We start from the raw sequence: 13,225 nt of genomic DNA, 5'->3' as shown, positions 1-13,225 counted from the left end.
CGGTCAGCGCGGCGGCACGCCCGCCCGCACCAGCCCGTACGTCACCGACTCCACGAGGGCCTGCCAGCTCGCCTCGAGGATGTTCGCGGCGACCCCGATCGTCGTCCACGACGTCGTGCCGTCGGAGGTCTCGATGAGCACGCGCGTCACGGCGTCGGTGCCGTGGGCAGCGTCGAGGATGCGCACCTTGTAGTCGATGAGCTCGAGCCCGCCGATCTCCGGGTAGGTGGCCGCGAGCGCTGTGCGCAGCGCGTGGTCGAGCGCGTTGACCGGGCCGTTGCCCTCGCCGGTCTCGACGTGCCGCTCCCCCGCCGCCCGGACCTTGACGGTGGCCTCGGAGAGCGCGTCGTCCTCGCCGCGGGCGTCGGTGATGACCCGCCAGGACTCGACCGCGAAGAACGCCGGCAGCGTGCCGTCGATCTCGCGGCGCAGCAGGAGCTCGAAGGAGGCGTCGGCGGCGTCGAAGGTGTACCCCCGCAGCTCCTTCTCCTTGACGGCGGCCAGCACCCGGCGCAGCGTGGCGGCGTCGTCCTCGTCGGTGGCGTCGAGGTCGAACCCGAGCTCGCGCGACTTCAGCTCGATGGAGGCGCGGCCGGCCATGTCGGAGACCAGCATCCGCATGTCGTTGCCCACGTGCTTGGGGTCGAGGTGCTGGTAGAGGTCGGGGTCGACCTTGATGGCGCTCGCGTGCAGGCCGGCCTTGTGCGCGAAGGCGCTCGACCCGACGTACGGCTGGCGCGAGTACGCCGGCACGTTGGTGACCTCGGCGATGGCGTGCGCGATGCGGGTGGCGTCCTGGAGGCGGTGCGGCTCGAGGAGCTCGCGGCCCTGCTTGAGCTGGAGGTTGGCGACGACGGTCAGCAGGTCGGCGTTGCCGGTGCGCTCGCCGTAGCCGTTGATCGTGCCCTGGACGTGCGTGGCCCCGGCCTCGACGGCGGCCATCGAGTTGGCCACGGCGCAGCCGGTGTCGTTGTGGCAGTGGATGCCGACGCGCGCCCCGGTGCCGGCCACGACGTCCGCGACCACCGCCCCCACCTCACCCGGCAGCAGCCCGCCGTTGGTGTCGCAGAGCGCGACCACCTCGGCGCCGGACTCGACGGCGGCGCGGACCGCCTCGAGGGCGTAGGCGCGGTCGGTGCGGTAGCCGTCGAAGAAGTGCTCGGCGTCGAGGAAGACCCGGCGGCCCTCGGCGGTGAGGAAGGCGACGGTGTCGCGGATCATCTCGAGGTTCTCAGCCAGGGTCGTGCGCAGGGCCCGCTCGACGTGCCCCGTGTGCGACTTCGCGACGAGGGTGACCACCTGGGCCTGGCTGTCGAGGAGGGCGCGCACGAGCGGGTCGGAGTCGGCCCGGCCCCCCGCCCGGCGGGTGGCGCCGAAGGCCGCGAGGGTGGCGTTGCGCAGCCGCAGGTCGCGCGCGGCCCGCGCGAAGAACTCGGTGTCCTTGGGGTTGGCCCCCGGCCAGCCGCCCTCGATGTAGCCGACGCCGAGGTCGTCGAGGTGGGACGCGATGGCCAGCTTGTCGGCCACGGAGAGGTTGAGCCCCTCCTGCTGCGCCCCGTCGCGCAGCGTCGTGTCGTACACGTGCAGGTCGGTCATCGGATCCATCCGCGGCTCGTGCCGGTCTCCCGGCGCCCGTGCCCCGGCCCGGGTGGGCCGGGGCGTCGACGCGTGCTGCTCGGTGCCCATCATCGTCCAGCGTCCGCCCGGGCGCCCGCGGGGGTGGGCGGGGGCCCGGCTCGTCCGGCACGGCGCCGCCCTCCCGGGTGACGCCCCGTCAAACGAAAAGACCCCCCGGGTGCGGGAGGTCTGCGCGACGAGAAGTGGTCTCTCGTCGCGCTACACGATGATGATCGCGGTGGTGGCCGCGTCACGGAACGTCACCCCTCGAGCGTCCCACGGGCCGCGGGCGACCGGCACCCACCGTCCACATGGTGGCGCCGGTGGGCGGGATCAGGCCCGCACGGGGACGGCGACCGCGGCCTCCCACCACGGGTCGAGCCCGGGCGGGTCCGCGACGTCGACGCGGTCGCCGACGCGCGGGACGACCACCGGCACACCCTCGGTGGCCGCTGCCACGAGGAGCCGCTCGACCGGCTCGGCCCACGGGTGCGGCGCGAGGACGAAGGTGCACCAGTGGATCGGCAGCAGCAGGCCGCCCCCGAGCTCGGCGGTGGCCCGCACGGCCTCCTCGGGGTCGAGGTGGATGTCGCGCCACGCGGGGTCGTAGGCGCCGACGGCCATCAGCGAGACGTCGAAGGGCCCGTGCTCGGCGCCGATGCCGGGGTAGCCGTCGAAGTACCCGGTGTCGCCGCTGAAGAAGACCCGGCCGCCCTCCCCGGCCAGGACCCAGGACGCCCACAGCGTGCCGTCGCGGCGCAGCCCGCGCCCCGAGAAGTGCTGCGACTCGACGGCGGTCACCCGCACCCCGCCCACGTCGTGCCCCTCGCCCCAGTCGCACTCGACGACCCGCGACCCCGGCACGCCCCACACGTCGAGGTGCGCCCCGATGCCGAGCGGCACGAGGAAGACGGCGTCCGTCCCCGTGGCCAGCGCCTTCACGGTGTCCATGTCGAGGTGGTCGTAGTGGTCGTGCGAGATGACCACGGCGTCGATGCGGCCGAGGCGCTCCAGCGGCACCGGCGTCGCGTGCAGGCGCCGCGGCCCGACGTGCTGGCTCGGCGAGCAGCGCTCGCTCCACACGGGGTCGAGGAAGAGGCGAACGCCGTCGAGCTCGACGAGCGCGCTGGCGTGACCGAACCACGTGACGTGCAGGCCCTCGGTCGCCGGCTCGCGGTGGGCGCTCACGACCGGGATGGGACCCGCCGGGCGGCGCGTCTCGCCGTTGGCGCGGTACCGCTCGAGGACGTCGCGCTGGCTCGTGGGCATCGAGGCCGTGCCCCGGCGGCGGTTGTGGAAGGCGCCCGCCCGGTAGTGCGGCGAGCGCCGCATCCGCTCGAGGCGCACCCCGTCGGGACGCGCACCCATCGCCGCGCCCACGCCCCGTCCCGCGGCGGCGAGCGCCCCGAGGGCGCTCGCGGCTCCGGCGGCCACGGCCAGTCTGTTGAGTCGGCTCACCCGCCCATTGTCACCCCGCGACCCCCGCCCCGGCGGTCGCGTCCACCCGGTCGAGACAGAACCGGGCGATGGCGGCCCGGTCCTGCGCCATCACCGCGAGCTCGGGAGTGGGCGGCGCGCCGAGGTGCTCCCACGGCACGCTGGAGAGCCCCGTGAGCAGCAGGTGGTGCAGCGCGTGGCCACGGGCCACGGCCTCGGCGGGCACGTCACAGCCCTCGTCGCGCAGCCCGGCGACGTAGGCGTCGCGGTGCGCGGCGTCGCGCCCTGCGAGGTCGCCCGCGCGGGTGCGCCCGATCTGCACGTCGCCGACCAGCAGCTGGCCGAGGTCTGCGCCGGGCGGCATCGACATCCAGTACGAGTAGTCGATGAGCACGAAGCCGTCCACGCCGTCGACCGCCAGCAGGTTGTTCGGGCAGGCGTCACCGTGGGCAGGCAGGTGCGGCAGCGACAAGGCCTCCTCGACGGTCTCGCGCGCGCCGTCGGCCGCGTCGCGCAGCCGGTCGCGCAGCTCGGCGTCGAAGGACGCGGCCACGAGGGGGTGCTCCCAGATGTCGTCGTCCCGGAGCATCGGGTGCACCTGGTTGTCGAAGCGCCCCGTGAGGTAGTCGCGCAGCGTCCAGTCGAGACCGCTGACGCCGGCGAGCGGCCGGACCCGCCGGCTCCCCGAGAGCCGACCGAGCAGACGGGCCGCCCGGGTCGAGCGGGCGTCGTCCCACGGCACGTCGACCACGTCGAGCTCCTCGAGCCAGATCGCGCAGGTCAGGTCGTCGACGTCCATGACGGCCAGCGCGGTGGGCATCGTCAGACCGTCGGGCAGCCGGGAGGCGAGGTCGGAACGGTAGGCCAGCGGCTCGGTGCGCCACGGCACGCCCTTGGCGGCGACCTCGCGCAGGTGCTCGGGCACGAACGCGAAGAGCGGCGAGCGCTCCCACGCCTGGACGACCTTGACGAACAGGCGGAACGGATGCTCCCCCGCCGGCGTCGCCACCCGCCCGTGGACGCGGTGACGGGACAGGGTCGTGATGCTCACGAGGTCGTAGGGGAACTCCTCGACCTCGACCTCGACGACCTCCACCGGACCCTCGAGTCGCAGGTGCGCGGCGAGCATCCCGGCCAGGGTCGCCTCGTCCACCGCGGCGGCCCCCAGGGCGTCGAGTCCGGCCATGACCCCTCCATCGGAAAGTAGGTTGACCATCCAGAAGGTAAAGTGACTTTGTGACCGTCGTCAAGGAGATTCTTCCCGACCTGCTCGGTGGCGTCTTCGCCCGCCTCCGCTCGGACCTCGCGCACCTCACCGTTGACGGCCTGCGCTTCTCGCACGTGCGCGTGCTCGACGGGGTCCCCGCCGAGGGCGCCAGTGTGACCGTCCTCGCCGCCCACCTCGGCATGACGAAGCAGGGCTGCGGCCAGTTCGTCGCGCAGCTCGAGCGCAGCGGCCACGTGCGGGTGGAGACGGCACGCGGCGACCGCCGGGTCCGCCTCGTCCGGCTCACGCCGGAGGGCGAGCGGTTCCTCGCCCGGGCGCACGCCGCCATCGCCGCCGCCGAGGAGGAGTTCGCCGCCGAGGTCGGCCCCCGTCGCTACGCCACCTTCCGCCGCGTGCTCGAGGAGCTCGGCGAGCGGCCCTAGCGCGCGGCGGCGCGTTCGCGGGCGGCCTCGACCAGGGCCTCGAAGAGCGCCGCGCCCTCGGCCTCCTCGGCGTGCCACTGCACCGCGACCCGGAACCGGGCGGACGGGTCCTCCATCGCCTCGAGGGTGCCGTCCTCGTGCCACGCGGCCGGCTGCCACGACGTGGTCCGGAGGGAGTCCGGGACGACGGCCTGGTGGTGGTAGGTCGGCACGTCCAGGGACTCCTCGCCGACGACGCCGGCGAGCAGACTGCCGGTGACCGGCTCCACGTGGTGCGAGGAGTAGACGCCGGGCCGGGGCGAGTGTGCCTCGTGCCCCACGCGGTCGGGGACGTGCTGCTCCAGCACTCCCCCGGCCGCCACCGCCATCACCTGCATGCCGCGGCAGATGCCGAACAGCGGCACGTCGAGCGCCTCGGCGGCCCGGACGAGCGCCGACTCCCACGCGTCACGGTCGGGCCGGGCGTCCTGCGAGGTCGGGTGCGCCGCAGCGCCGTAGAGCCCGGCCTGGACGTCGGCACCACCCGCCACGACGAGGCCGTCGACCCGCGCCAGCACCTCGCGGGCCATCGCGTCGTCGACGTCCGGGCGCGGGGGTAGCACCACCGCCACCCCGCCGGCCGCCTCGACCTGCGCCACGTACCGGTACGGGAGCACGGCGCTGCGCTGGGCGACCCAGGGTGCGCGGTCGACCTCCTCGACGTAGCACGTGATGCCGATGACCGGCCGCGTCGTCATCCCCGGCTCACAGCGGCGTGACGTAGGCGCCCGAGATGCCGCCGTCGACGAGGAAGGTCGAGGCGGTCATGAAGCTGGACTCGTCGGAGGCGAGGAAGAGCACGGCGCTGGCCATCTCCTCGGGCTCCCCGAAGCGCCCCATCGGGACGTGGACCAGGCGGCGTGCGGCGCGCTCGGCGTCCTTGGCGAAGAGCTCCTTGAGGAGCGGTGTGTTGACCGGCCCGGGGCAGAGCGCGTTGACCCGGATGCCCTCGCGCGCGAACTGCACGCCGAGCTCGCGGGTCATCGACAGCACGCCGCCCTTGGAGGCCGAGTACGAGATCTGCGAGGTGGCCGCACCCATGACCGCGACGAACGAGGCCGTGTTGATGATCGAGCCGCCCCCCTGCTCGCGCATCAACGGGATGACCGCCTTGCAGCAGAGGTAGACCGACGTCAGGTTGACCTCCTGCACGCGGCGCCAGGCGTCGAGGTCGGTGTCGAGGATCGAGTCGTCGTCCGGCGGGCTGATGCCCGCGTTGTTGAACGCGATGTCGACCCGGCCGTGCTTCTCCTTGGCGGTGGCGAAGAGCCGGTCGACGTCCTCCTTGGACGCGACGTCGCAGTGGACGTAGGTACCGCCGAGCTCGGCGGCGAGCGCCTCACCGGCCTCGTCCGCGAGGTCGGCGACGACGACGGTCGCGCCCTCCTCCGCGAAGCGCCGGACGGTCGCGAGGCCGATGCCCGAGCAGCCGCCGGTGACGACGGCGACCTTGCCCGCGAGCCTGCCTGCCATGTTCTCTCCTCAGGTGTGGGTGGGTTGGAGGGTCAGTCCTCGGTCGAGATGAAGACGTTCTTCACCTCGGTGAAGGCGTCCAGGGCGTCCGGTCCGAGCTCGCGCCCGATACCGCTGGCCTTGAAGCCGCCGAAGGGGGTGGAGTAGCGCACCGACGAGTGGCTGTTGACCGACAGGTTCCCGGCCTCGACCCCGCGCGAGACGCGCAGGGCGCGCCCGACGTCGCGGGTCCAGATCGAGCCGGAGAGCCCGTACGCGCTGTCGTTGGCCTTGGCCACGGCGTCGGCCTCGTCCTCGAAGGGCAGGACCGCGACGACGGGGCCGAAGACCTCCTCCTGCCAGATCCGGTCGGAGGTGCTGCCCGGGAGCACGACGGTCGGCGGGTACCACCAGCCGGCGCCGTCGGGCGCGGTGCCACGGAAGGCGACGTCGACGGCGTCGTGCCCGTCGGTGCCGTCGACGAATCCGCGGACGGTCTCGCGCTGCCGGCTGCTGACGAGCGGGCCCATCTGGGTCGCCTCGTCGCCGGGGTCGCCGACGACGACGTCGCGCAGCGCCCCCTCGAAGCGCTCCATGAACGCGTCGTACACGCTGCGCTGCACGAGGATCCGAGTGCGGGCGCAGCAGTCCTGGCCGGCGTTGTCGAGGAAGCTCATCGGCGCCGCGGCGGCCGCCTTGTCGAGGTCGGCGTCCGCGAAGACGATGTTCGCCGACTTGCCGCCGAGCTCGAGGGTGACCCGCTTGAGGTGCTCGGCCGCGCCGCGCATGATCCCCTGCCCGACCGCGGTCGAGCCGGTGAAGGCGATCTTGCGGACGTCGGGGTGGGTGACGAAGCGTTCGCCGACGACCCGCCCGGCCCCGGGCAGGATCGAGAGGACGCCCTCGGGGATGCCGGCCTCGACGGCGAGCTCGCCGATGCGCATCGCCGTCATCGGCGTCAGCTCGGCGGGCTTGAGGACGACGGTGTTGCCCGCGGCGAGGGCCGGGGCCATCGCCCAGCCCATGATCGGCATCGGGAAGTTCCACGGGACGATGACGCCGACGACGCCGAGCGGCTCCTTGAAGGTGACGTCGAGGCCACCGGCCACGGGGATCTGCTTGCCGAACAACCGCTCCGGCGCCGCGGAGTAGTACCGCAGGACGTTGACGACGTTGCCCGCCTCCCACCGCGCGTTGCCGATGGTGTGGCCGGCGTTGCGCACCTCGAGCCGGGCCAGCTCCTCGGTGTGCTCTTCGACGAGGTCGGCGAAGCGGCGCAGGAGCATCCCGCGGTCGGCGGGGCTCACGGCGCGCCAGGCCGGGCCGACCTCGACGGCGCGGGCGACGGCCGCGTCGGTCTCCTCGACCCCGGCGAGGTCGATCGTGGTGACGACCTCCTCGGTCGCCGGGTCGATGACGTCGTGCGTGGTGGTGCTCATCGGGTGGTCCTCACAGCCTCTCGAAACCTCGGACCCGCTCCCAGTCGGTGACCGCCGCGGTGAACGCGGTGATCTCGACGTCGGCGGCGTTGACGTAGTGGTCGACGACGGCGTCGCCGAACGCGGCCCGGGCCACCTCGCTCGTGGCGAGCAGGTCGCGGGCCTCGCGCAGCGTCGTCGGCACGTGCTCGTAGTCGCCCTTGTAGGCGTTCCCCTCGCACACGGGCGGCAGCTCCAGACCCTCGCGGATGCCGTGCAGCCCGCCGGCCATCATCGCGGCCACCGCGAGGTAGGGGTTGACGTCGCCGCCGGGCACGCGGTTCTCGACGCGCAGCCCCGCGCCGTGCCCGACGACCCGCAGCGCACACGTGCGGTTGTCGGTACCCCACGCGACCGCGGTCGGCGCGAACGAGCCGGCGGCGAAGCGCTTGTAGGAGTTGATGTTCGGCGCGTAGAAGTACGTGAGCTCGCGCATCGTCGCGAGGAGCCCGGCGAGGAACTGGTCGAACAGCTCGGAGCGTCCGCCGTCGCGGTCGTCGTCGGCGAAGACCACCTCGCCGTCGGTACCGCGCAGCGACAGGTGGATGTGGCACGAGTTGCCCTCGCGCTCGTCGTACTTGGCCATGAAGGTCAGCGACTGGCCGTGCCGCGCGGCGATCTCCTTGGCGCCGGTCTTGTAGACGCTGTGGTTGTCGCAGGTGCGCAGGACCTCGTCGAAGAGGAAGCCGATCTCGTGCTGCCCGAGGTTGCACTCGCCCTTGGCCGACTCGACGGTCATCCCCGCGCGGTACATCTCGTTGCGGATCTCGCGCAGCACGGGCTCGACCTTGCTGCCGCCGAGGATCGAGTAGTCCACGTTGTACCGGTTCGAGCCGGTGAGGCCCTGGTAGCGCCGGTCCCACGCGGCCTCGTACGAGTCCTCGAAGAGGATGAACTCCAGCTCGGTGCCCGCGAACGCCCCCCAGCCGGCCTCCTCGGCCACCGCGACCTGCTTCTTGAGGATGCTCCGCGGGGACTGCACGACGTCACCGGAGCCGTCGAGCCAGGTGAGGTCGCTCTGGATCGTCACCGACGCCGGGTGCCCGGGTGTGCGGCGCAGCGTCGAGAGGTCCATCTCGAAGAACATGTCGCCGTAGCCGCGCTCCCACGACGAGATCGCGTAGCCGTCGACGGTGTTCATGTCGACGTCGACGGCGAGCAGGTAGTTGCAGCCCTCGGTGCCGGCGTCGAGCACGTGGTCGAGGAAGAAGGCGCCGTGGATCCGCTTGCCCTGCAACCGTCCCTGCATGTCGGTGAAGGCCACGATCACCGTGTCGACGGTTCCGTCGGCGATGTCGGTGCGCAGCTGCTCCAGGGTCATCTGCAGGGGTCCCCCGCGGTGGGTCGAGCTCGTCATCGTGCTCCTCCAGTCATCCGATGAGCCCGCGCAGGAGCGCGGACGTCGCGTCGCAGTGCTCTTCCATGGCGGTCCGTGCGTCCTCTGCCGCCCCCGACAGGATGGCACCGACGATCGCTTCGTGCTGGTCGTGCGAGTGCTGGATGTTCTTGCGCAGCACCGGGATCGCCTCGAGGAGCTCACCGAGCGCGGCCTGCGCCCGGGTCACCGCCTCGATGAGCATGGGCGAGCCCGACACCGTGGCCACCGCCAGGTGCAGGCGGCTGTCCGCGAGGCGGTGCGCCCCGGGGTCCTCCGCGGCGCGGGTCTCGCGCAACGAGGTCGAGAGCCAGGAGCGCTGGTCCCCGGAGAGCTCCCGGGTGGCGGCCAGCCAGGCCGCCCCCGGCTCGACGACCCGGCGGAAGTCGAGGGCGTCGAGGAGGGTCGCGCCGCGCCGCAGCCCCTGCCCACCCGAACCGGGCGCCGGGGCCGAGTAGGTGACGACCGACCCGCCGCCGCGTCCCCGGCGGGTGGTGACCAGCCCGGTGTCGCGCAGCGCTGCGATGGCGTCGCGCAGCGTCCCCCGGGCCACGCCCATCTGCTCGGCGAGCTCGCGCTCGGGGGGCAGCTGGTCGCCGTCGACGAGCACGCCGAGGCGGATGGCGGTCGCGAGCTGCTCGACGGTGGTCTCGAAGGGGTTGCCGACCGCGTGCCGGAGGATGACCGAGGGCAGGCTCGTGGCGCCGGCGGGGTGCGTCATCGCCGTCCTCCTCCCGAGGTCGCGGGCCCGGTGACCCGGTGGGCGGTCCCAATGGTCCAACCATGGACCGAAGATGTCGAGCAGTGTGTCATGACCTGCCCAGCCTCTCGCCCCGCGGGTCGTAGGGGGGCCGGCGCGACACCCGGACCGGGACGCGCCGCCCGGCGAGGTCGACCTCCCACGTCCCCTCGTCGCACCATCCCGCGGTCGCCGTGCCCGTGGCCCGGTCCCCGACGAGGGCCAGCCCCACCGACGCCCCCACCGTGGCCCCGCCCGCCGCGCTCGTGACCTGCCCCACGGGCACGCCGTCGCGCAGGACGAGCTCACCACCCCAGAGCCACGCGCCCGGGTCCTGCGCGACGAGCGAGAGCACCCGGCGCGCGGGCCCCGCGGCCCGGCGCTCCTCGAGCGCGGCCCGCCCCAGGAAGTCGGACGGGCCGGAGAGGGCGCAGGCGAAGAGCAGCCCGGCCTCGACCGGGGTGACCTCCGCGGTCAGCTCGCGCCCGAAGGCGCGGTACCCCTTCTCCAGCCGCAGGGCCTCGATGGCGGAGTAGCCGGCGGGCACCACCCCGAGGTCGGCCCCGGCCCCGAGCAGCTCGTCGTGGAGGACGGCGGCCTCCTCGGTGGGGACGTACAGCTCCCACCCGAGCTCGCCGACGTAGGTGATGCGCGTGGCCCGCGCGCGGCACGGCCCGAGGTCGAGGACCCGGGAGGTGCCGAACGGGTGCGCCACGTCGTCGAGGGCGGCCGGGGTCAGCCGCGACAGCAGCGCCCGCGAGCGGGGACCCATCACCCCGATGACCGCGTACGCGCTGGTGACGTCGACGATGCCCGGCGTGCCGACCCGGTGGCGGCGGAGCCAGTCGAGGTCGCGGCGGGTCGTGGCCGCGCTCGAGACGACGAGGAACTCCTCGGGGCCCGTGCGGGTGACGGTGACGTCAGCCTGGTAGCCCGCGGACGCGTCGAGCATCCCGGTGTAGACCGCGCGCCCCACCGGCACGTCGACGTCCGCGGTGCACACCCACTGGAGGGTGTCCAGGGCATCCGGCCCGGTGACGAGGTACTTGCTGAACGAGGTCTGGTCGAAGACCGCGACGGCCGAGCGGGTGGCCCGCTGCTCGGCGTCGCACCAGTCCGCCCAGGCCGGCCGCTCCCACGAGTAGTCCAGCCGGGGCACCTCCCCCGAGGGCGCGAAGACGAGCGGACGCTCCCACCCGTTGCGGCTGCCCATCACCGCGTCGAGGGCCAGCGTGCGCTCGTAGAGCGGTGAGCACCGTTGCGGCCGACCGGTCTCCAGCTCACGGTTCGGCCACGGCACGGCGTAGTGCAGACCGAGGACCTCCGCGACGCGCGAGCGCAGCCAGGTCCGGTTGGCCGCCACGGACGGGAAGCGGCGGATGTCGACGGCGCCGAGGTCGAGAGTCGGCTCCCCCGCGACGACCCACTCGGCGAGCGCGCGCCCCGCTCCGCCAGCCGAGGCGATACCGACCGAGTTGAAGCCGGCGGCGACGAAGAACCCGGCGCACTCCGGCGCCTCGCCCAGGAGGAACTGGTTGTCGGGGGTGAAGGACTCGGGGCCGTTGTAGAACTTGCGGATCCCGGTCTCCGCGAGCACCGGCAGCCGGTGGATGGCGCTGTCCATCAGCACCTCGAAGTGCTCCCAGTCCTCGTCGAGGAGCCGGAACTCGAACGGGTACGGGATGTCCTCGGGCGCCACCCACGGCTTGGCCTCGGGCTCGAAGCCCCCGACGAGCAGCCCGCCGACCTCCTCCTTGACGTAGGTGTACCCGTCGGGGTCGCGCAGCACGGGGAGGTCCCGGTGCACGCCCTCGACCTGGTCGGTGACGACGTAGAAGTGCTCGGCGGAGTGCAGCGGCACGTCGACGCCGGCCATCGCCCCGACGAGGGGGGCCCACTGGCCGGCCGCGTTGACGACGACCTCGCACTCGACCTCGCCGTGCTCGGTGACCACGCCGGTCACCCGCCGCCGGTCCCCCCGCTCGGCCAGCCGCAGCCCGGTGACCCGGACGCGCTCGACGACCCGCACGCCGAGCGCCCGCGCCCCGCGGGCCAGCGCCTGCGTGAGGTCGGCGGGGTCGGCGCGGCCGTCCCCGGGCAGCCAGATCGCGCCCTCGAGGTCGTCGGAGCGAATGAGCGGGTACCGCTCGGCGGCCTGCGCCGGCGTGAGCAGCTCGCAGTCGAGGTCATAGGCGGTGGCACTGGCCGCAGTGCGCCGCAGCTGGACCATCCGCTCCGGCGTCCGGGCCAGGGTCAGACCCCCGCAGACCCGGTAGCCGGTCGAGAGCCCGGTCTCGGCCTCCAGCCGCCCGTAGAGCTCGGTCGACCAGCGCACCAGCCGGGTTCCCGCCTCGCTGGCCCGGAGCTGGCCGACGAGGCCGGCCGCGTGCCACGTCGTGCCGCAGGACAGCGTCCCCTGCTCGAGGACGAGCACGTCGGTCCACCCGAGGTGGGCGAGGTGGTAGGCGACCGACGCCCCGATGACCCCGCCCCCGACGACGACCACCCGCGCCCGCGCGGGCAGCTGCGTGGCGCTCATCGCCGGGCCGCCGCCGCGAGCAGGGCCTCGAAGCGCGGCCCGCGAGCCAGCTCGCGGGCCGGGTCGAGCTTGGCCATCGCCCAGCCGCGGAAGTCGACGTCGATCTCGCTCGCGCCCTCCTGGATGACCCCCCACAGCGTCCACCCGTACCGGGCGAGGAAGCCCCACAGCTCGGCCCGCGCGGCGTCGGCGGGGTCCTCCCGCCCGTAGTAGGCGGCGCACAGCTCGGCGAGGGCCTCCGGGCCGAGGCGCGCCTCGGCGACGGCGTTGCCCAGCTCGAAGGACGGCTCGTTCATCCCGGAGTACTCGTAGTCGATGATGCGCAGGTCCCCGCCGTCGTCGAGGACGTTGGCGGCGAGCAGGTCGTTGTGGCACGGCACGAGGCGCTCGGGGGCCAGGGCCAGCACCTCCTCCGCACGCTGCGCGAAGGGTTCGAGGTCGAGGTAGCCGTCGGGAAGGCGGAAGCCCTTGTCCTGCACCACCTTCAGGTAGCGGCGCCGCAGCGTCGTCATGTCGAACCGGCCGACGAACCCGGGACCGGCGTGCAGCCGCCGCAACGCCGCGGCGAGCCGGGGCAGGCCCGCCGCCACGTCGGCATCGCCCCACGTCCGGCCGGAGAGGAACGCCACCGCGAGCACCCCGCGCCCGCCGAGGTAGTCGACCACCGGCGCGCCCACGCCCGTGGCCGCCGCGGCCAGGGTGTTCACGAACTCGGTGTGCCGGTCGACCCCGAGCAGCCCGGTGTCGGGCGAGGAGATCCGCACCACGACGTCGAGCCCGCGCTCGGTCCGGACCCGCACGTTGTGGTTCGTGAGGCCCCCGGGCAGGGGCGTGACCTCACGCCCCTGCCCGGCGAGGACGGGGATGCCCTCGAGCACCTCCTCGAGACCGGTCACCGG

The 13,225-nt window shown here is 73.8% G+C and carries 11 protein-coding genes; 1 reads left to right on the top strand and 10 read right to left on the bottom strand.

The window, feature by feature from the left end:
• Positions 1–3: 3 nt before the first annotated feature.
• From cimA to ACQZ2A_RS07215, 3 genes are all read right to left on the bottom strand, one after another.
• Positions 4–1,596, bottom strand: coding sequence for a citramalate synthase (gene cimA, locus ACQZ2A_RS07225; RefSeq protein WP_430208910.1), 1,593 nt, complete (start codon positions 1,594–1,596; stop codon positions 4–6).
• 354 nt (positions 1,597–1,950) lie between these two features.
• Entirely contained in the window at positions 1,951–3,075 is a 1,125-nt protein-coding gene (locus ACQZ2A_RS07220; protein WP_430208907.1) for an MBL fold metallo-hydrolase, read from the bottom strand.
• A 10-nt stretch (positions 3,076–3,085) separates the two neighbouring features.
• Positions 3,086–4,240: a phosphotransferase gene (locus ACQZ2A_RS07215; RefSeq protein ID WP_430208905.1), complete on the bottom strand. Its 1,155-nt coding sequence runs from the start codon at positions 4,238–4,240 to the stop codon at positions 3,086–3,088.
• Between the two features lie 50 nt (positions 4,241–4,290).
• On the opposite strand from ACQZ2A_RS07215, the gene ACQZ2A_RS07210 reads away from it, so the two are divergent.
• Entirely contained in the window at positions 4,291–4,704 is a 414-nt protein-coding gene (locus ACQZ2A_RS07210; protein WP_430208902.1) for a MarR family winged helix-turn-helix transcriptional regulator, read from the top strand.
• On the opposite strand, the gene ACQZ2A_RS07205 is transcribed toward ACQZ2A_RS07210, so the two are convergent.
• From ACQZ2A_RS07205 to ACQZ2A_RS07175, 7 genes are all read right to left on the bottom strand, one after another.
• On the bottom strand, positions 4,701–5,441 hold the full coding sequence (locus ACQZ2A_RS07205) for a gamma-glutamyl-gamma-aminobutyrate hydrolase family protein (protein ID WP_430208900.1): 741 nt from the start codon (positions 5,439–5,441) through the stop codon (positions 4,701–4,703). The two genes, ACQZ2A_RS07210 and ACQZ2A_RS07205, sit on opposite strands and share 4 nt — an antisense overlap.
• Positions 5,442–5,448: 7 nt before the next feature.
• The gene (locus tag ACQZ2A_RS07200; protein ID WP_430208897.1) at positions 5,449–6,216 is read right to left on the bottom strand and encodes a 3-oxoacyl-ACP reductase; all 768 of its coding nucleotides are present in this window, start codon (positions 6,214–6,216) and stop codon (positions 5,449–5,451) included.
• Positions 6,217–6,248: 32 nt separating this feature from the next.
• Positions 6,249–7,634, bottom strand: a complete 1,386-nt coding sequence (locus tag ACQZ2A_RS07195) for an aldehyde dehydrogenase family protein (RefSeq protein ID WP_430208895.1) — start codon at positions 7,632–7,634, stop codon at positions 6,249–6,251.
• 10 nt (positions 7,635–7,644) lie between these two features.
• Positions 7,645–9,030, bottom strand: a complete 1,386-nt coding sequence (locus ACQZ2A_RS07190) for a glutamine synthetase family protein (RefSeq protein WP_430208892.1) — start codon at positions 9,028–9,030, stop codon at positions 7,645–7,647.
• A gap of 13 nt (positions 9,031–9,043) precedes the next feature.
• Positions 9,044–9,769, bottom strand: coding sequence for a FadR/GntR family transcriptional regulator (locus ACQZ2A_RS07185; protein WP_430208890.1), 726 nt, complete (start codon positions 9,767–9,769; stop codon positions 9,044–9,046).
• Positions 9,770–9,857: 88 nt separating this feature from the next.
• Complete coding sequence (locus ACQZ2A_RS07180; RefSeq protein WP_430208887.1) at positions 9,858–12,326, bottom strand: GcvT family protein; 2,469 nt, start codon at positions 12,324–12,326, stop codon at positions 9,858–9,860.
• Entirely contained in the window at positions 12,323–13,222 is a 900-nt protein-coding gene (locus ACQZ2A_RS07175) for a phosphotransferase (RefSeq protein ID WP_430208885.1), read from the bottom strand. Before ACQZ2A_RS07175 ends, ACQZ2A_RS07180 begins: the two co-directional genes overlap by 4 nt.
• Positions 13,223–13,225 lie beyond the last annotated feature (3 nt).

The organism is Phycicoccus avicenniae, assembly GCF_050496545.1.
Classification (GTDB): Bacteria; Actinomycetota; Actinomycetes; order Actinomycetales; family Dermatophilaceae; genus Phycicoccus; species Phycicoccus avicenniae_A.
The sequence above is the reverse complement of the archived record's forward strand: the minus strand, read 5'-3'. Positions and strand labels throughout refer to the sequence as shown.